This window comes from Azonexus caeni, assembly GCF_048146105.1.
GTDB lineage: Bacteria > Pseudomonadota > Gammaproteobacteria > Burkholderiales > Rhodocyclaceae > Azonexus > Azonexus aromaticus_B.
Genome location: NZ_JBKJAD010000017.1, coordinates 23,922 through 42,600, shown reverse-complemented (window position 1 = coordinate 42,600; position 18,679 = coordinate 23,922). Strand labels below are relative to the sequence as shown.

At 64.5% G+C, this 18,679-nt stretch carries 17 protein-coding genes and 1 tRNA gene; 2 read left to right on the top strand and 16 right to left on the bottom strand.

What is annotated here, in order from left to right:
* Positions 1 to 6: 6 nt before the first annotated feature.
* The 4 genes from ppk2 to ACLIIZ_RS15085 all read right to left on the bottom strand — a co-directional run bounded on the left by ppk2 (position 7) and on the right by ACLIIZ_RS15085 (position 3,198).
* Positions 7 to 1,122, bottom strand: a complete 1,116-nt coding sequence (gene ppk2 / locus ACLIIZ_RS15100; protein WP_416693481.1) for a polyphosphate kinase 2 — start codon at positions 1,120 to 1,122, stop codon at positions 7 to 9.
* 63 nt (positions 1,123 to 1,185) lie between these two features.
* A complete protein-coding gene (locus ACLIIZ_RS15095; protein ID WP_416693479.1) occupies positions 1,186 to 1,641 on the bottom strand; it encodes a SixA phosphatase family protein in 456 nt (151 codons plus the stop codon).
* Between the two features lie 75 nt (positions 1,642 to 1,716).
* On the bottom strand, positions 1,717 to 1,917 hold the full coding sequence (locus ACLIIZ_RS15090) for a hypothetical protein (RefSeq protein WP_416693477.1): 201 nt from the start codon (positions 1,915 to 1,917) through the stop codon (positions 1,717 to 1,719).
* 30 nt (positions 1,918 to 1,947) lie between these two features.
* Positions 1,948 to 3,198, bottom strand: coding sequence for an HD-GYP domain-containing protein (locus tag ACLIIZ_RS15085; protein ID WP_416693475.1), 1,251 nt, complete (start codon positions 3,196 to 3,198; stop codon positions 1,948 to 1,950).
* A gap of 343 nt (positions 3,199 to 3,541) precedes the next feature.
* On the opposite strand from ACLIIZ_RS15085, the gene ACLIIZ_RS15080 reads away from it, so the two are divergent.
* Positions 3,542 to 3,799 (top strand): PepSY domain-containing protein, encoded by a 258-nt coding sequence (locus tag ACLIIZ_RS15080; RefSeq protein ID WP_416693474.1) that lies wholly within the window; start codon positions 3,542 to 3,544, stop codon positions 3,797 to 3,799.
* Between the two features lie 58 nt (positions 3,800 to 3,857).
* Positions 3,858 to 4,394 carry a cytochrome b/b6 domain-containing protein gene (locus ACLIIZ_RS15075; protein WP_416693473.1) on the top strand — a complete coding sequence of 179 codons (537 nt, stop codon included), beginning with the start codon at positions 3,858 to 3,860 and terminating at the stop codon, positions 4,392 to 4,394.
* 62 nt (positions 4,395 to 4,456) lie between these two features.
* Here ACLIIZ_RS15075 and ACLIIZ_RS15070 read toward each other — a convergent pair.
* The 12 genes from ACLIIZ_RS15070 to ACLIIZ_RS15015 all read right to left on the bottom strand — a co-directional run bounded on the left by ACLIIZ_RS15070 (position 4,457) and on the right by ACLIIZ_RS15015 (position 18,679).
* A tRNA-Phe gene (locus ACLIIZ_RS15070) sits at positions 4,457 to 4,532 on the bottom strand.
* Positions 4,533 to 4,600: 68 nt separating this feature from the next.
* Positions 4,601 to 6,115 (bottom strand): sensor histidine kinase, encoded by a 1,515-nt coding sequence (locus ACLIIZ_RS15065; RefSeq protein ID WP_416693471.1) that lies wholly within the window; start codon positions 6,113 to 6,115, stop codon positions 4,601 to 4,603.
* Positions 6,093 to 6,764 (bottom strand): response regulator transcription factor, encoded by a 672-nt coding sequence (locus ACLIIZ_RS15060; protein ID WP_416693469.1) that lies wholly within the window; start codon positions 6,762 to 6,764, stop codon positions 6,093 to 6,095. The genes ACLIIZ_RS15065 and ACLIIZ_RS15060 overlap by 23 nt, the downstream gene beginning before the upstream one ends.
* A gap of 210 nt (positions 6,765 to 6,974) precedes the next feature.
* Complete coding sequence (gene actP / locus ACLIIZ_RS15055; protein WP_416693468.1) at positions 6,975 to 8,657, bottom strand: cation/acetate symporter ActP; 1,683 nt, start codon at positions 8,655 to 8,657, stop codon at positions 6,975 to 6,977.
* On the bottom strand, positions 8,654 to 8,971 hold the full coding sequence (locus tag ACLIIZ_RS15050; RefSeq protein ID WP_416693467.1) for a DUF485 domain-containing protein: 318 nt from the start codon (positions 8,969 to 8,971) through the stop codon (positions 8,654 to 8,656). Before ACLIIZ_RS15050 ends, actP begins: the two co-directional genes overlap by 4 nt.
* Before the next feature lie 93 nt (positions 8,972 to 9,064).
* On the bottom strand, positions 9,065 to 10,774 hold the full coding sequence (cydC, locus tag ACLIIZ_RS15045) for a thiol reductant ABC exporter subunit CydC (protein WP_416693466.1): 1,710 nt from the start codon (positions 10,772 to 10,774) through the stop codon (positions 9,065 to 9,067).
* On the bottom strand, positions 10,771 to 12,525 hold the full coding sequence (cydD, locus tag ACLIIZ_RS15040) for a thiol reductant ABC exporter subunit CydD (RefSeq protein WP_416693464.1): 1,755 nt from the start codon (positions 12,523 to 12,525) through the stop codon (positions 10,771 to 10,773). The genes cydC and cydD overlap by 4 nt, the downstream gene beginning before the upstream one ends.
* Before the next feature lie 140 nt (positions 12,526 to 12,665).
* Positions 12,666 to 14,315 (bottom strand): chaperonin GroEL, encoded by a 1,650-nt coding sequence (groL, locus tag ACLIIZ_RS15035; protein WP_416693462.1) that lies wholly within the window; start codon positions 14,313 to 14,315, stop codon positions 12,666 to 12,668.
* Between the two features lie 46 nt (positions 14,316 to 14,361).
* Complete coding sequence (locus ACLIIZ_RS15030) at positions 14,362 to 14,652, bottom strand: co-chaperone GroES (protein ID WP_234087000.1); 291 nt, start codon at positions 14,650 to 14,652, stop codon at positions 14,362 to 14,364.
* A 510-nt stretch (positions 14,653 to 15,162) separates the two neighbouring features.
* The gene (locus ACLIIZ_RS15025) at positions 15,163 to 16,251 is read right to left on the bottom strand and encodes a porin (RefSeq protein ID WP_416693460.1); all 1,089 of its coding nucleotides are present in this window, start codon (positions 16,249 to 16,251) and stop codon (positions 15,163 to 15,165) included.
* A 568-nt stretch (positions 16,252 to 16,819) separates the two neighbouring features.
* Complete coding sequence (rtcA, locus tag ACLIIZ_RS15020) at positions 16,820 to 17,836, bottom strand: RNA 3'-terminal phosphate cyclase (protein WP_416693459.1); 1,017 nt, start codon at positions 17,834 to 17,836, stop codon at positions 16,820 to 16,822.
* Between the two features lie 24 nt (positions 17,837 to 17,860).
* Positions 17,861 to 18,679 (bottom strand): nucleotidyltransferase domain-containing protein, encoded by an 819-nt coding sequence (locus ACLIIZ_RS15015; RefSeq protein ID WP_416693457.1) that lies wholly within the window; start codon positions 18,677 to 18,679, stop codon positions 17,861 to 17,863.

The window sequence follows — 18,679 nt, the reverse complement described above, 5'->3', positions numbered from 1 at the left end:
CTCGGCTTAGAGGAGAGGCACCACCGACTGCTCGCCGCGTTCATAGACGACGTTGGCGCGACCGACAATCAGCGGATCGAGGTTGCCGATCAGCTTGGTGTCCTTGTTCGTGTACGGCAGCTTGTGCAGGATGTAGCGCATGGCGTTGAGCCGCGCCCGCTTCTTGCAGTTCGACTTGATCACCGTCCATGGCGCGTCGGCGGTGTCGGTGTGGAAGAACATCGCCTCCTTGGCCTTGGTGTAGTCGTCCCACTTGTCGAGCGAGGCCATGTCGATCGGCGACAGCTTCCACTGCTTGAGCGGATGCACCTTGCGCTCACGGAAACGGCGGCGCTGCTCCTCCTGACTGACCGAGAACCAGAACTTGATCAGGTGGGTGCCGTTACGCACCAGCATGCGCTCGAACTCCGGCGCCTGGCGGACGAACTCGGCGTATTCCTGGTCGGAACAGAAACCCATGACGCGTTCGACGCCGGCCCGGTTGTACCAGGAACGGTCGAACAGGACGATCTCGCCGTTGGTCGGCAGATGTTCGACATAGCGCTGGAAATACCACTGCCCGCGCTCGATCTCCGAGGGTTTTTCCAGCGCGACGACGCGCGCCCCCCGCGGGTTCAGGTGTTCCATGAAGCGCTTGATGGTGCCGCCCTTGCCCGCCGCGTCGCGGCCTTCGAAGAGGATCACCACCTTCTGCCCGGTTTCCTTGACCCAGGCCTGCAGTTTCAGCAGCTCGACCTGCAGCCGGTACTTCTGCCGCTCGTAATTGCGGCGCTGCATCAGGTTGCGGTACGGGTAGCCGCCGTCGCGCCAATCCTTGGCCAGTTCCTCGTCGGGATTGAGCACGTTGCCGTCGGCACTGACCCGGCGCTGCTTGAGCAGGCTGCGCAGCATCGTCAGCGCTTCCTCGTCCGGCGAATTGGCCAGGATGTCGCGCATCGCCGCCAGTTTGGCTTCCTGCGCGGCATCCACCGCCGCATGCACAGTGAAGGCCTCGATGCCTTGCGGGGTCTGCGTTGGCGGCACGTCGCCCCGGGCGACCTGGCGGGGTTGCCGGCCGCTGCTGCGCTTGCCCGTCGTTTTGGCGGCTGCCGCCTTGCCGTTTGCGTTCTTCGTTATCGCCATGAACTCCCCTTTGTACTGGTTGTGGGCCAAAGGGCTTATTTCACGCCGACCGCGAAAGCTTGTCTACTCCAGGATTTCCACCGGCACCATGGCGCGCAGCACGGTCTGCGTATCGCCGCGCCGCAGGCGGTTGCTCAACCACCACAGCGCCCCCTTCTTGACGCTCCAGTCGGCCTCCTGACCGGCCAGCAGCAACGAAGCCAAGCGACCGAGGCCGGGCTGGTGGCCGACGATCAGCACCGAACCGCTGGCATCAGGCCACCCCGAAGCGGCAATCAGTTCCGAAACGCAGGTGTCCGGACCGATCCGGCGGTTGGTCTCGAACGGCAGGTCGAGCGCCTGCGCCGTCTGCTGGGTGCGGATCGCCGGGCTGACGATGATCCGCGTTTCCTTGGGCAGGCGCTCGCGCAACCAGCCGGCCATCCGTTTCGCCTGCCGCTCGCCGCGTTCGGTCAGGCGCCGTTTCAGGTCATCTTCGCCGTCTTCGGCTTCGGCGTGACGCCACAGCAACAAATCCATGATCTCCTCCTCAAACGCCGGAAATGATATAGCTGGATTATTACCGCCCCATGTCAGCGCCATGGAACTGCAGGATCACGCGAAGAGATCGGGCTGCGGCTGGCGCAGGCTGTCGCGGCCGACGGTCAGCCGCACCTTGCTGCCGCGGCGACCGATCGCCTCGACCACCATGCGGCCGGCGCAGGCTTCGGCGACGACGATGACGTTGCGCGTCTGCGCCCGCGTCCTGCCGACGTAGAGCGCCAGATTACCCGGTTGCGGTGTCCATTTGAGCATGCGCCATGATAGCCAGCCCGACGCCGCCTGTCAGCCCGCCGCCGCGCCGGGCTGAGCTGCCGTGTCGAGCATCTCGATGATCGCCTGCATGCCTTCGCTGGCTGCCGGGTCGTTACAGGCGTCGACACCAAGGTAGATGTTGCGCCCGAGGTTGCGCATGCGCCAGGTAACCTCGTTGACGATCTGCTGCATTTCCTCGAGCAGTCCCTGATCGCTGGCATCGGCGCCGGACAGGCTGGAGGCGTCGAGGATGCCGGTGGAACGCAGGGAACGGGCAAAACCGTCAAGCAGATGGAGGGCCCGGCCGACGATCTCGATCAAGGGATTCGACAGCGCCTTTCCCGCCTCCGCCTGCAACGCGGTACCAACCGCCTCGATATGCGCCAGCAGGCGATGCGCCCGATCCACGCACTGCGTGTCGGAGGGAAGCTGCGGCGCCACCTTCAAACGCTGCAGGCCGCGGATCAGCACATCGGCGGCACTCCGGTCGAACTCCTTGGGAACGATGCGCAAGGCCAGCGAAACCTGGCTGGCCCCGGAATTCCCCCGGTTGATCAACGCTGCCGCCGAATCGGCCACGGCCATCCAGCCCGAAAGGTCATGCTGCTCCTTGCGCGTCAGGCGTGCCGGATAGCCGCTGCCGTCGTGGCGCTCGTGATGCTGCGCGACGCAGGCCAGCACCCCCTGCGGCATTGAGGTCAGGCTGCGGATCAACAGTTCGCCGACGCGGGGATGGGTGGCCACGTGCTTCCACTCCTGCGGCGAAAGGTGCCCCTGGCGCGTGATGTAATCCGGATTGACGTAGATTTCGCCGATATCGTGCAGGATCGACGCCACCAGCAGGGTACGGGCTTCGGCGGCGGATGCCTCGAGGTCGGCGGCGATGCCGGCGCAAAGCGCGGCGACCACCTGGGTATGCCGAAAGCTGTCGGCCGAGGTATGGCGCACGCAGGTCATCAGCAGCATCAGCGGCGGCGGGATGTGCAGATCCCTGCCGTCGCGCAGGATTTCCCGCGCCGCCCGGGTGCCGGCGATGCTCTCGAGCGCCGGATTCTGATCCACCAGTTCCAGCGCCCCCTGCAGGATTTCGGCGACCGTCAGGCCATCGCGAACCGACAGCGAGCTTTCCAGCGGCGCCCTCAGCTTGCGCAGCAACAGACGATCCTGCATGTCGCGGGAAACCTCGGCCCCCTTGGCCAGCAGCTTGAAGCCCTGCTCGTCGTAAATGTCCTGTGTCGCGACGATCGAATGTGTCTCGGAAAGATCGAGCAACTTCGCCACGCAATGCTGGTTTGAACTGTAGACCGCCATCGGACTCCGCACCTTGTCGCCACAGGGCTTCCCAATGGGGAATGCACACTGTTGCCTTATTCGTCACAGACGGTTTTTACACCCTTTCCGACAAAACCGCCACCCACCTTAATACCAAAGTCATAGCCCGCCACCTGACTTGCGGCCGCCCCGCCCCTCACAAAGCTGACAGAAGCGCGAAAGAAAGCTCAAGCACCCGCAGAAAAATCCCAAATGGATGAACCCCTTCAGCTTGTTTTAAGCCTCGAGTCATAAAGTTGCGTCAGTTCCCGATCCGGAACCTTTCCAGCAAATCCCTTCACGGAGTTGAAACATGAACAAACTGATCAGCGCACTCATCGCCACCTTCATCGCCGGCAGCGCCATTGCCGGTCCGACCTGCAACGTCCCCGAAGATAAGTGGATGAAGGAGGCCGACTTCAAGGCCAAGATCACCGCCCAGGGCTACCAGATCAAGACCTTCAAGGTCTCCAAGGGCAAGTGCTACGAAATCTACGGTTTCGACAAGGACGGCAAGAAGGTCGAGATCTACTACGACCCGAGCACCGGCGCCGAAATGGAACGCAAGTAAGCCTGTTCTGCAATCCGCTGGCTTCCTGCGGGAAGCCAGCAAAACCACCGGCGCCACCATGAACACAAACACCCCACCCCGCAGCATCCAAGTCTGGGACCGTTTCGTCCGCTTCTTCCACTGGAGCCTGGTCAGTTGCGTCCTGCTCAATTACTTTGCCATCGACGACGGCGAGACCGTGCACCAGTGGCTCGGCTACTTCGCCAGCGCTCTGGTCCTGGCCCGGATCATCTGGGGTTTCATCGGCAGCAAGCATGCCCGCTTTGCCGACTTCTTTCCGACACCGACGCGCCTGCGCCACCATCTGCAGGCAATGCGGACGGGAAAGGCCGACCCCCATCCAGGCCACAACCCGCTGGGCGCGCTGATGATGCTGACGCTGATCACCCTCGTTCTGGGGCTGGGCGTCACCGGCTACCTGCAGGGCACCGACATGTTCTGGGGCGAGGAATGGCTGCAGGAACTGCACGAAGTCCTGGCCTCGACACTGATTGGCCTCGCCGCGCTGCACGCCCTGGCAGCGATCGTGATGGGCCGCATCGAACGCACCAACCTGGTCCTGGCGATGATCACCGGCGTCAAGAAACAGGGCTGAGCCCGCTGACAGGCGAAAAGCACAAACAAAAACGCCCAACCAAAAGGTTGGGCGTTGCATTCTGGTGGCCAAGGGCGGAATCGAACCACCGACACGCGGATTTTCAATCCGCTGCTCTACCAACTGAGCTACTTGGCCAAAGGAGGCCGCATTATAGCGACGCCTCCTGACTGGCGCAAGAAGATTCTCGCCTTTTTGCATTCGCCTCAAGGACCGAGCGGCGGCGACTGGCGGTAGAGTTCGGCATAGTCTTCCGGCGGTGGTCGAGGTGGCGGCGGCGGATGCCAGGCGCTGAAAACGACCCGGGCGACCGATCCCTTGCCACGAGGATTCGGCCGCAACATGGCGCGCGCCCCATGCTGGCTGGCGATTTCCTGGACGATGGCGAGACCCAGGCCGCTGCCTTCGGTGGTCGCGTCGTCGACGCGGTAGAAACGCTCGAAGACCAGCTCGGCCTGCTCTTCCGAAATGCCGATCCCGTCGTCTTCGATTTCCAGCAACACACTGACCTCGGTGACGATGGTGCGGCAGGTGACGTGACCGCCGGCCGGCGTGTAGCGCAGGGCATTGTCGATCAGGTTCTTGACCAGTTCGCGCAACAGGAATTCATTGCCAGAAATCATCGCCGGGCCGGGCGATTCAAAGCCAAGATCAATGCGTTTTTCCAGCGCGACGATCACCCAGTCCTCGACGACCTCGCGCAGCAACTGCGTCAGATCGGTGGGCGCATGCTGCTGCTGCCCCAGTTCCCCGCCCTCGGTGCGCGCCAGCGTCAGCAACTGGTTGACCAGGCGGCCGGCGCGGTCGACACCGGTGGCAATCTGGCGCAGGGCATGGCGCAGTGCCGCCGGGTCGGTTTCGCGGGCGGCGAACTGGGCCTGCGTCTTGAGGCCGGTGAGCGGGGTGCGCATCTGGTGCGCGGCATCGGCGACGAAACGCTGCTGTGCCTCGACGTTGCGCTTCATGCGTTCGAGCATCTCGTTGAAGGCCTCGACCAGCGGCTCGAGTTCTTCCGGGACGCGGCGCGTGGCGATCGGCGACAGGTCGCCGGGATCACGGTCTTCGATCGTGTGGCGCAGCCGGGTCAGCGGCCGCAGGCCGCGCGACAGGCCGAACCAGACCAGCATGACGGCGAGCGGGATGATGATGAATTGCGGCAGGATGACGCTGGCGACGATGCGGTTGGCGAGCTGGGTGCGCTTCTCGGTGGTTTCGCCAACCTCGACCAGCAGCCAGTGTTTGTCCGGCAGCTGCGGATCGAGCAGGTAGGAATAGGCGATGCGCAGTTCCTGCCCATTGAATTCGATGTCGCGGAAATAGACTTCGCCGGGCACCAGATTGCCCTTGCCGGTTCCCTCCGGAATCGGCAATTCCCGATCGCCGACCAGCAGCTTGCGGCTCTCGTCGACGACGTGGAAATAGACGCTGTCGATCTCGTCGGCGCGCAGCAGCGCCCGGGTCGAAGCGTGCAGGGCGACCACCGGCTTGTTGTCTACGTACTGTACCTGGCGACTGAGCGTGGCGACCAGTTCGCGCAGCGACTGGTCGTAGGGGAAATTGGCGACGTTGTTGGCGAAGTAATGCGTGAAAGCGATGCTCAGCGGCCAGACGAAGAGCAGCGGCGCCAGCATCCAGTCGAGGATCTCGCCGAACAGCGAGCGCTCGGCCTCCGGCGACGCCGTGCCGGCCCGCCCGGCGTCATTCGCCTTGCGGTCGCTCAAGACAGTAACCCAGGCCGCGGACGGTGGCGATCTTGACCCCGCCGGACTCCAGTTTCTTGCGCAGGCGGTGGACGTAAACCTCGATCGCGTTGTGGCTGACTTCCTCGCCCCAGCCGCACAGGTGATCGACCAGCTGGTCCTTGCTCACCAGGCGCCCCATCCGGCTGAGCAGGACTTCGAGCAGACCGATCTCGCGCGCCGAGAGTTCGAGCGGCACACCATCGATCTGCGCCACCCGGCCGACCTGGTCGAAGCTCAACGGGCCGCACACGATGGTCGGCGCCGTCCCCGAGGAACGCCGGGTCAGCGCTCGCACCCGGGCTTCCAGCTCGGCCAGCTCGAACGGCTTGACCATGTAGTCGTCGGCGCCGAGATCCAGCCCCTTGACCCGATCATGCGTGCCGTCGAGCGCGGTCAGGATGAGCACCGGCAATTGCGAATTGCGCGAGCGCAGGCGCTTCAGCACTTCGAGACCGGAAAGCTTGGGCAGGCCGAGGTCGAGGATCAGCAGATCGTAGGAAACCGTGAGCAGGGCGGTATCGGCGTCGTGCCCGTTGGCGGCCCAGTCGACGGCATAACCGGCCTGGCGCAGCGAACGGCAGAGACCGTCGGCGATGATCGTATCGTCCTCGGCAATCAGGATACGCATGATGCAGCCCCCCTGGCGGCGTAAGCATTTTGTAAGCGAATTGTAGTAACCTGCACGAGCTGTTCTCCTTTTATGGTCTCGGAGCCTCAGGTTCATCCTGGGCTCAGGGGGTAGGCCCGACCTGCACTGGGCAACCCCCTACCTTCTTTTTCCCGGAACTCGTCAAGTCTAACAAAGAAAACGCATCGGCGTTTTCCGGGGTCCGCCGGCTCAGTGCGAGCGGGCGGCCGACGCGCCAATGCCGGTTTCCGAGCGGATCAGTTGATCCGGGAACAAGGCGCGCTCGCGCGCCGCCTGTGGCGAACGGTCGAAGCGCGATACCAGCCAGATCGCCAGGAAAGCCAGCGGCATCGAAACGATCGCCGGCGAAGCATACGGGAAGGGCGCCGAGCCATGCGGATGACGCAGCACGCTCTCCCAGACCACCGGCGACAGCACGGTCAGCGCCACCGCCGCGAACAAGCCGAGGAAACCACCGACGGTGACGCCGCGTGTCGTGCAATCCTTCCACAGCACCGCCATCGCCAGCACCGGAAAATTGACCGAGCAGGCGACCGAGAAGGCCAGCATGACGATGTAGGCGACATTCTGCCGCCCGAAGACGATACCCAGCAGGACGGCGACGACGCCGAGCGCGAAGGTGGACAGTTTGGACACCCGTCGCTCCTGCTCCGAAGTCGCCGCCCCCTTGCGCAACACCGTCGCATACAGGTCATGCGACACCGCCGAGGCCCCGGACAAGGTCAGGCCGGCAACCACGGCAAGAATCGTGGTGAAGGCGACGGCGGCGATGAAACCGAGAAAGAGGTCGCCGCCCAGCACGCCAGCGAGATGGATGGCGGCCATGTTGGCACCGCCCTGCAGGCCGCTGGCAATCCGGCCGCCGACGAAATGCGATCCAGGATGGCCGATCAGCGCAACGATGGCGCCAAAGCCGATGATGAAGGTGAGGAGGTAGAAGTAGCCGATCCACATCGTCGCCCAGACCACCGACTTGCGCGCCTCGCGGGCGTCGGCGACGGTGAAGAAACGCATCAGGATGTGCGGCAGGCCGGCGGTACCGAACATCAGCGCCATACCGACGGAAAGCGCCGAAACCGGGTCCTTGATCAGACCACCGGGCGCCATCAGCGCGTCCTTCAGGCGATGCAGGTCGGTGGCCCGGGAAAACAGCGCGTCCGGATTGAAATCGGCGCGGTAGAGGACGAGCAACGCCAGCAGCGTGGTGCCGACCAGCAGCAGGACAGCCTTGTTGATCAGCACCCAGGTGGTCGAGATCATGCCGCCGAACAGCACGTAAAGCGTCATCAGGGCGCCGACCAGGACCACCGCGTAGGTGTATTCCAGCCCGAACAGCACCCTGACCAGTTGCCCGGCGCCAACCATCTGGGCGATCAGGTAGAACAGCACGACCACCAGCGAGCCGAGCGCCGCCAGACTGCGTACCGGCTTTTGCGCGAAACGGTAGGCGGCGACGTCGGCGAAGGTGAACTTGCCGAGGTTGCGCAGCCGTTCGGCCATCAGAAAGGTCACCACCGGCCAGCCGACGATCCAGCCGACCGAAAAGACCAGGCCATCGAAACCGCTGGCGAAAACCAGGCCGGAAATACCGAGGAAGGACGCCGCCGACATGTAGTCGCCGGCGATCGCCAGGCCGTTCTGGAAACCCGAGATACCGCCGCCGGGCGTATATAGGTTGGCCGAAGCCCGACTGCGCGCGCTCGCCAGACGGGTCATCCACAAGGTCAGGCCGACGAAGAAGAAGAAGGTACTGATCGCCGACCAGTTGGTCGGCTGACGCAGGCCGATCTCGAGCGAGGGCATGGCAATGGCGCCCCCGGCCAGCGCGAGGCTGGCCACGGCCAGCACCAGGAAACGGAGGCCCGGCGTCATTTCAGCGCCTGGCGCCGGATTTCCAGTGCCTCCGGGTCGAACTCCCGATTGGCCCGGCGCACGTAGAGCACGGTCACCAGCACGGTCAGGGCGATCACGCCGAGACCGAAGAGGATGCCGACGTTGGCCGTCATGCCGCGCGCCAGCGGGTGGGCGAGCCAGTCCGGGCGAAAGGCGATGGTCAGGATGAAGGCGAAGTAGGCGAGCATGATCAGGCCCGCCAGCGAAAAGGCATAGCGGTTGCGTCGTCTGAGCAGCGACTGGAAGCGCGGATTCTCGCGAACCAGCGCACAACTCACGGCGTGCTTTTGCATCGAAACCTCCCCGACCCCCCGGCCCGGTAAAGCGAAGGGCGCAAGAATAGCGCATTCCGGGTTTTGTTGCGATGCCGCAAAAATGGCCGCCGCTCACCCCCCGGCGGGACGCAGCTTGCCGCCTTCGAGCAGCAGCACCTGGTCGAATTCGGCCAGCCCGGTCGGCCGATGACTGACCCAGATCAACGTCCGTCCGCGCAGATGCTGGCGGACGCGCGCCAGCAGCGCCTGCTCGGCGGCCGGATCGAGGCCCTCGGTTGCCTCGTCGAACAAGGTGACCGGCGCCTCGCGCAGCAAGGCGCGGGCGACGCCGAGCCGGCGCCGCTGGCCGCCGGAGAGGCTGGCGCCCTGTTCATCGACCCAGGTCGCCAGGCCGTCCGGCCAGGCGGCGACAGTCTCGCGCAGGCCGACCAGGTCGAGCACCGCCCACAGCGCCGCGTCATCGGCTTGCGGGTTGGCCAGGCGCAGGTTGTCGGCCAGGCTGGCGGTGAACAACCAAACCTCCTGCGGCGCGCAGGCGACATGGCGGCGCAGCGTCGTCTCGTCGAGTTCGGGCAGCGCCACGCCACCGAGGCGGATCGCGCCTTCCCGCGGGTCGCGCAGGCGGGCCAGCAGGTCGAGCAGGCTGCTCTTGCCTTCGCCGCTCGGACCGAGCAGCGCCAGATGCGTGCCCGGCGGAATGGCGAGCGAAACGTCGTCGAGCAGGCGATGCTCGGGGCTGTGCCAGAAACCGAGCCCGTCCAGTTGCAGAGCGGCGTCCGCCGGCTGCGGCCCACGCTCCGCATAGGCCGGCGCCGGCGGCATGTCAGCGATGGCCTGCAGACGGCGCGCGCTGGCCACCGTGCCTGGCAACTCGAGCCAGGCCTGCGGCAGGTTCTGGACGATTTCCAGGCTGGCCAGGATCAGCATCAGGATCACCGCCAGCCACGGACCATCCGGCCCCGCCCCGGAAGGCAACGCGGCAAGCACGCCGATCACCGCCCACAGCACGATGCCGATACTGAGCAGCAACAGGCCGCGCAAGGCGGCGCCCCGGCGTTGCTGGCGCAACTGCAGGGCGACCCGCGCCGCGTCCAGTTGCAGGACGCGCTGGCGCTGTGCCTGCCAGGCCGGCGCGTGCAGCGCGTAATCCTCGATACCGTCCACCGCGTCGAGCAGTTCCCGGCGCAGTTCGAACTGCGCGGCGACCAGCGCTGGCGACAGCTTGCCGCCGATCCGCCAGGCCAGCCACGGCACGGCAATCAGGGCGAAAGCGACGAAGGCGGACCACGGCGCCAGCAAGGCCGGCGCCTGCCAGGCGAAAACCGCGGCGAGCAGCAGCAGGCTGAGCCAGGCGGCGATGCTGGGCAGCAGCAGGCGCTGGTAGAGGTTGTCGAGGGCGTCGATGTCGCGGGTCAGGCGACTGAGCAGGTCGGCGCCGTGCAGGCTGCCGGTCTGCGCCGGCGACAGGCGGCACAGCGCCTGGTAGAGCCAGACGCGCATGGCGCCGATCAGGCGGAAGGTGGCCTCGTGCGTGCTGACCCGTTCCGCCCAGCGGCTGGCGGTCCGGCTCAGCGCGAAGAAGCGGACGCCGGCCGACGGGTAGAAGAAATTGAAGATGTGCGCCGCTTCCGGGCTCAGGCCGGCGATCGCGGTCGCCGTCAGGAAGCCGCCGGACAAGCCGAGCAGTCCGAGACTGGTGAGCAGGCTGGTCCAGGTGAGCAGCAGGCCGAGCGCCAGCCAGCCGCGGAAGGCCAGCATGCGACCGAGGAAAGGCCGGAGCACGGCGAGCGCTCCCGGCACGACGGTTTGATCGGGTTTCATGCGCAGGCTCCCGCCAGGAAGTCGTCGATTTCCTTGACCTTGCCCGGTTCGCCCTCGGCGACCAGACGCCCGCCATCGAGCAGGGCGACCCGCTCGACCAGTTGCAAGGCGGCGCTGCGATGGGTCAGCAGCAACAGCGTGCGCCCCTCGGCCAGGCGTTGCAGACCGGCCATCACCAGCCTCTCGGTCTCACTGTCGAGGCTGGCCGTCGGTTCATCGAGCAGCAGCAGGCGGGCCCGCCGCAGATGCACGCGGGCCAGCGCCAGGCGGCGCAACTGGCCGCCGGAGAGCAGTCGGCCGCCTTCGCCGAGGCGGGTCTGCCAGCCCTCGGGCAGGGTTGCGAACCACGGCAGCAGTTCGGCGAAGGCCAGCGCCTCGTGCATCGCCGCCTCGTCGGCGTCGTGCCGCGCCAGCCGCAGGTTGTCGGCGAGCGTCGCCGGCAGCAGGCGCGGGTGCTGGCTCATCCAGGCGATGCCTTCGCGCCAGGCCTGGGCGTCGAGCTCTTCGAGCGGCCGGCCGTCGATGCAGACAGTGCCGGGCGGCGCGCTCAATTCGCCGAGAATCAGCCGCAGCAGCGTCGTCTTGCCGGCGCCGCTATTGCCGACGATAGCCAGCGAGGCGCCGGCCGCCAGGTCGAGCGACAACTCGCGCAGCACCGGCACGCCGGGCTGATGTGCGAAGCTCAGACGCTGCAGACGGATTGCCGGCGCCTTGTCCGCCGGCTGCTGACTGCCGCCGCGGCATTGCGGCGAACTGGCAGCGAAGATCGGCTGCAACTGTTCGGCGGCGGCCAGCGCCTCGGCGCGCGCGTGGTAGTGCGTCCCCAGTTCGCGCAACGGCAGGTAGAACTCGGGCGCCAGCAGCAGGATGAAGAAGGAAAGCGCCAGGTCGGGCGGCGCCTCGTAGTAACCGAAATCGAGATGGCCGAGCAGCGAGAACCCCAGGTAGACAGCCAGCATGGCGATCGACACCGAGGCGAAGAATTCGAGCACGGTCGACGACAGGAAAGCCATGCGCAGCACGCTCATCGTGCGCACCCGGAACTCCTCGGCGACGGCGGCGACGCGCGGCGTCTGGGCGCGGTGCGCGTCGAGCAGGCGCAGGTTGCCCAGACCGCGCACCAAATCGAGAAAATGTCCGCTCATCCGGGTCAGCATCTGCAGTTGCCGGGTCTGGCGAGCCTGCGTGCCGAGGCCGACGAGGATCATGAACACCGGGATCAGCGGCGCCGTCAGCAGGAAGATCAGGCCGGCCGCCCAGTTCAGGGGAAAGACGACACTCAGGATGAGCAGCGGAATGAGGACGGCGATGAACATCTGCGGCCGGTAACGGGAGAAATAGCCGTCCAGCCCGTCGACCTGTTCGAGCAGCGTGGACACCAGGCCGCCGCCGGTCTGCCCGGCCACCCAGGCCGGGCCGAGCGCCTGTACCTGGTCGAGCAGGTCGCGGCGCAACGCCGCCCGGATCTTCGCCGCCGCGCGCGCCCCCGCCTCTTCCCGCGCCCAGCCGGCGAGCGCCCGCCAAGCGAACGCAAACGGCAGGCCGTACCAGTACGCCGCCAATTCGGCGAGCGACTTGCCATCCATCACCAGGCCGTGGATCAGCGTGGCCAGCAAGGCCGCCATGACGATGACGCCGCCCCCTTGCAGCACCCCGGCGAGGATCGCCAGTTCGCGCCAGGGCCGCCCCCTGACCGCCAGTCCGTTGAGCCAGACTTTCGCCGTGGCGTCGTTGCGTTGCTGTCCCTTCACTTCCCGCCGTCCTCTTGTCCCGGACTCGCCTGGCGGCGCGTCCGCATTGGTGGCGGCACCCCCTGACGGGAGCACCAAACAAAACACCCGGCCGCAGCCGGGTGTCTGTGCTTGCTTGAGCGATGCTCAGGCGGACATTATTACATGCCCATACCCATGCCGCCCATACCGCCCATGCCGCCCATGTCAGGCATGCCGCCGGCCGGCTTGTCTTCGGCCAGTTCAGCGATCATGCATTCGGTGGTGAGCATCAGGCCGGCCACGGAGGCGGCGTTCTGCAGAGCGGTGCGGGTGACCTTGGTCGGGTCCAGCACGCCCATTTCGACCATGTCGCCGTACTCGCCGGTGGCAGCGTTGTAACCGTAGTTACCCTTGCCGCGGACGACCTTGTCGACCACCACGGACGGCTCGTCGCCGGCGTTGGCAACGATTTCGCGCAGCGGGGCTTCGATCGCCTTGAGGATCAGCTTGATGCCGGCGTCCTGGTCGTGGTTTTCGCCCTTCAGGGTCTTGACCGCGGCACGGGCACGCAGCAGGGCAACGCCGCCGCCAGGAACGATGCCTTCTTCAACGGCGGCACGGGTGGCGTGCAGCGCGTCTTCGACACGGGCCTTCTTTTCCTTCATTTCGACTTCGGTGGCAGCACCGACCTTGATCACGGCAACGCCGCCGGCCAGCTTGGCGACGCGTTCCTGCAGCTTTTCACGGTCGTAGTCGGAGGTGGCTTCCTCGATCTGCACGCGGATTTGCTTGACGCGGGCTTCGATGGAAGCGGCATCGCCGGCGCCGTCGATGATGGTGGTGTTTTCCTTGGCGATCTCGACGCGCTTGGCTTGACCCAGATCCTTCAGGGTGGCCTTTTCCAGGGACAGACCGGTCTCTTCGGAGATGACGGTGCCGCCGGTCAGGATGGCGATGTCTTCGAGCATGGCCTTGCGACGGTCGCCGAAGCCCGGGGCCTTGACGGCGACGGTCTTCAGGATGCCGCGGATGTTGTTCACGACCAGGGTGGCCAGCGCTTCGCCATCGACGTCTTCAGCGATGATCAGCAGCGGGCGCGAAGCCTTGGCGACTTGTTCCAGCACCGGCAGCAGGTCACGGATGTTGGAGATCTTCTTGTCGAAGAGCAGGACGAACGGGTTGTCGAGCAGGGCGATCTGCTTGTCCTGGTTATTGATGAAGTAGGGCGACAGGTAGCCGCGGTCGAACTGCATGCCTTCGACGACGTCGAGTTCGTTGGCCAGGGACTTGCCGTCTTCAACGGTGATGACGCCTTCCTTGCCGACCTTTTCCATGGCGTTGGCGATGATTTCGCCGATGTCGGAATCGGAGTTGGCGGAGATCGAACCGACCTGGGCGATTTCCTTGGTCGTCGTGCACGGCTTGGAAATCTGCTTCAGTTCTTCGATGGTGGCGGCGACGGCCTTGTCGATGCCGCGCTTCAGATCCATCGGGTTCATGCCGGCGGCCACGTACTTCATGCCTTCGCGGACGATGGCCTGGGCCAGCACGGTGGCGGTGGTGGTGCCGTCACCGGCGATGTCGGAGGTCTTGGAAGCGACTTCCTTGACCATCTGGGCGCCCATGTTGGCGAACTTGTCCTTCAGTTCGACTTCCTTGGCGACGGAAACGCCGTCCTTGGTGACCGTCGGGCCGCCGAAGGAACGTTCCAGAACCACGTTGCGGCCCTTCGGACCGAGGGTCACCTTGACCGCGTCGGCCAGGATGTTGATGCCTTCGACCATGCGGGCGCGGGCGGAATCACCGAATTTGACTTCTTTGGCTGCCATTTATCTAGCTCCTGAAAATTGTTCTGTGGAAAGGGTCGGACGCAGATTACTTCTGCAGCACGCCCATGATGTCTTCTTCGCGCATGACCAGGACTTCCTGACCATCGACCTTGACCGCCTGACCGGCGTACTTGCCGAACAGCACGCGGTCGCCGACCTTGACGTCGGGAACGAGGTACTTGCCAGCGTCGTCGCGCTTGCCCGGACCGACAGCCAGCACTTCGCCCTGATCCGGCTTTTCACCGGCGGAATCGGGGATGACGATGCCGGAAGCAGTGGTGCGCTCGGCTTCGACGCGCTTGACGATCACGCGGTCATGCAGGGGACGGATGTTCATAGATATCACTCCAGAAATGTTGTTCTTCGAACGAAAAATTGGCCGGCCGCAGCAAAGCGGAGCCGGGACCGGGGCGTGCGGGCATTAGCACTCACCGCCGGCGAGTGCTAATAATAGGGACGCCCTGCCGGCATTTCAAGAGCCCGGCGGATTTTTTGTGCAAGCGCCCGACCACCACAGTCTTTCCATCGAAATTCCGTTGCCGAAGATGCCCCGCGGACGGGCACCTCAAATTTGTGCCCACAAAGGGATTTATGGACACAAATTCAAATACAGCCATTGCCTCGAAGCGGCGAACCCCTTACCGGCATCACCCGCTGGCGCCGAAGCGGGCGATTGTTGAAGAAACGCGGCAGCCCGCCGCCTCGATTGCACAGATTGCCCGCAAACACAGCGTCAAGGCCAAGCAGGTGTTTTGTGGCGCAAGACCTAGCGTGAGGGGCTACTGCCCAAGAAAAACGGCCACTCCGAAGAGTGACCGTTTCTGCTTTCCAGACCAGTTGGGCTGGATTAGAAGGAGTGGCTAACGCCCAGATTCAACCCAGAGGTGTAGTCGTTGTTGGCGGGGTTCTCGACCGAGTACCAGCCATCAGCAGCATCGTTGGTCTTGATCTTGGCGTAGACAGCGTACAGATTGGTGCGCTTCGACAGCGCGTGAGTGTAACCAACGGCCCACTTGGAAGCCTTTTCGTCAGACCAGCCACCACCATAATCGGTCGTCTGGCGCGAGTAGGAAACCAGGGCAGCGCCAGCAGAGCCGACCGGCACGCTCGCACCGAGCATCCACTGCTTGGTCTTGCTGTCAACCACGCCATCTTCAGTGCTCTTTAGCTGACCATAGAGAGCAGACAACTTGACCATACCGAAATCGTAGGTCGCGCCCAGATCCCAGACCTTGTCCTTATAGTCACGAACGCCACCAGAGAGAGGAGCTTCACTCTTGACTTGATGGTAGTTCAGGCCAACGAACAGCGGGCCGTTCGAGTAGTTCGGGTTGATCGCCCAAACCTTAACGTCATTGCCCAGGGCCGCCTTGAGCGGTGATTCTTCATCGCCGATACCGTTAGCGGTGTAGCCGGCGATCACGTTGAAGCCGCTGAAGCTCGGCGAAACGTAGGCAAGCAGGTTATCCAGACGGATCGTGCCCGGAGCCGCCCAGGCGCCCATCAAGTAGACACCCTTGCCGAAGGTAACGTCACCAACGGTACCGGCACCGAACGGATCAACCTTGGAGACCAGTTCGTATTGCGGCGTGTATTGACGGCCGGCGGCAACGGTACCGTAGGCGTTGGACAGTGCCAGGAAGGATTGACGGGAAGGACCGGCCAGGCCAGCACCGGTATCAACACCGATGTCGTATTCCAGAACGAAGGAAGCCTTCAGACCGTTACCCAGGTCTTCCGTACCGCGGAAGCCGATACGCGAACCGTTTTGCAGACCGCTGTCAAGAGCGTTACGGCTCTTGAACGTGCCGGTGTCGGAGCTGGAGGAGCGGTTGTAACCGACGTCAACAACACCGTAGATCTGAACGTTGGACTGCGCGAAAGCGGCGGTGGAAGCCAGACCGGCGACGGCCAGGGCGATAATCTTCCTTTGCATCGAAAAATCTCCTTAGTGGTAAGTTTTTGGCCGCTCCCTTGCGGTAACGGCCCAGCTTGGATCGACAAGTTGGGAAGTATTGTCCTAGCGAACTTTCCGACTGGCAAGGCTTAGCCTGGACAGTTTCTATCCATATGGATATACCTGTTGCATCGATGCAATACACCACACCCGATGGAAACAACGTGGCTTACAGGGCTTTGTTGCACAAACCGGGACACATGTTGTGCCTGGTTCAGGGTTTGCAACCGACATCGCGAGCAATGTCGAATCCCGCAGCGAAGCAATACAGAACGAAGAGCTTGGCGGCCTATAACGCGAGGCTGAAACCCTGCCCAAAGCTCATTTTTAGCTCAGCATGATTCTACTATCCTGGATTTATCTGCCAATGAAGATCCATCTGCAAAAACTATCAAATTGGATTAACAAAAATGCCGCATGCATCCAACTCACAGACCCCATCCAGCGCCAACCAGACTGGAAAGATCACCGTTCCCGTTGACGCCGCGCATGGCACTCTTCCCGTCTCGCCTCCGCAGCCGGCATGACGACAACTCGCGGGCTTGCGCTAAGACAGCAGGCTGACCCGCGCGAACTGGCCGCTTTCCTCGAAAGCAAAGCGCACGGCAAGAAAGGACTCGATCACCCGGCAATTGGTCCGCAGGTGAGAAGAGAGCACCGGCGTCGTGAAACACCCCTGGCCCGCCAGGGCCATCGGCAGCAGCAACTGGTCGGCCAGATATTCACCGACTGTTGCGCCGCTGTCCCGGAACAGGCGAGCCTCGCGCGCGGCGCGGTCGGCCACCGTCTCGGACGGCACGCCGCGCTCACCGAAAGCACAGAAGACCTCGGTGATATTCGCGTACTCCTGCACGACCAGCAGCGCATTGCCCGGCCCCTCGTTGCTCGGCAGCACGCGCAACTCCTCGTCGAGCACACCAAGCTGGCTGGCTGCCCGCTGCATCTCGCGCTTCGCGACGTCGACCGGTACGCCGGCCACGATGCCGATGGCCGACTGGCGGCGCAGCTCGCCTCGCGTCTCCAGATGCAGGGGTTGCCAGGCGCCGACCGGTGCCGTCGACGCCAGCACCTCGCCGCCGCCCGCCGGGTAGAAACCGTGGCGCAGCAACTGGATGTCCAGCGTCACCCCCATGCGCTGCAGCAGCGGCTGCCAGCAGCGGATCAGGAAATCGGCCGGCGGCGCTGCCGGGTTATGGGTGCCGCCGCTGACCCGCAGCGTGCTCGGACCATCGGCAAACCACAGCGCCGGCAACACCGTCTGCAGTACCAGCGTGCAGCTGCCGGCGGAACCGATGGCGTGCCGGTAGTCGCCGCAGCGCACCGGCCCTGGCTTGAAGCGCAGACGCTGCGAGCCGGGCGTGGCGCCTTCCACCTCGGCCCCACAGACCTGCGCCGCCGCCTGCACGGCCGTCAGATGCTGACGCAGCAAGCCCGGCTTCTTGCGCCCGGCGCGAATGCGCTCGATGGCAAAGGGGATGCCGGTAATCATCGACAGGCTCAACGCCGTCCGCAAAATCTGACCCCCGCCCTCACCGCGGGAACCGTCGAGTTCTATCCATTCCATGTTGTTTTTCTCGTTGTTTATAGTTCAGGAAACCGCCAGCACCGTCCGCATCAGAAAGGCATCGAGTTCGGCGGCGTCGCCTTCCGGTTTCTTGTAATTCGCATCGACCACGGTCCGCGCCAGCTCGCTTTCGATGAAGGCGTGGATGTGCGGCCAGCGCGGGCTGTATTTCGCCTCGCCGGCACGCATCTTGATTGCCAATAGCGCGTTGATTTCATCAAGCAAGGCCGCATCCGTCACCATGCGCTCGGCCAGATCGGCAAAGCGCATCGGCGGCTGCCCGAGGCCGTGTTCGATCCACTGCGCCGCCAGCAGCGGACGCAGCACGTAGAGGTACTTTTTCAGGCGCACGCTGTCGCCTTGCAGGTGCTCGCGGAAATTGCGCCGCGCCATCGCCAGGTAGTGATAGCGCCCGCGCAGCGGCGAAAACCAGTGCGTCGCCAACCCGCGGATGCCTGCGGTCAAGGCCGTGTCTTCCCGGTAAACCACCGGCGAATCGAGCCATTCGAGCAGCACCGGATTGGCCCGCCGCAACAGGCGCAGCGCCTTGCGCAACTCCCAGCCGCCGACGTCCAGCTCGTCGCTGATCGGCAATTCGTTCACGTCGTGCTGCGGCTCGACGGCGAGATACCAGGGCAGGCGATGGACGTAGAGGAAACGCACGTCGTAATCGCTGTCCGGCGACGCAAAGCCCCAGCCCCGACTGCCGGATTCGCAGGCGTAGAGCACCGTGACATCGTGTTCGGCCTCGATGTCGGCGAGCGCCTGCATGACCCGTTGGCGAACTTCCGGGGCGATGGGGTGGGCGCTGCGCACCTTGCCGGCTTCCATCAATTCGGACAT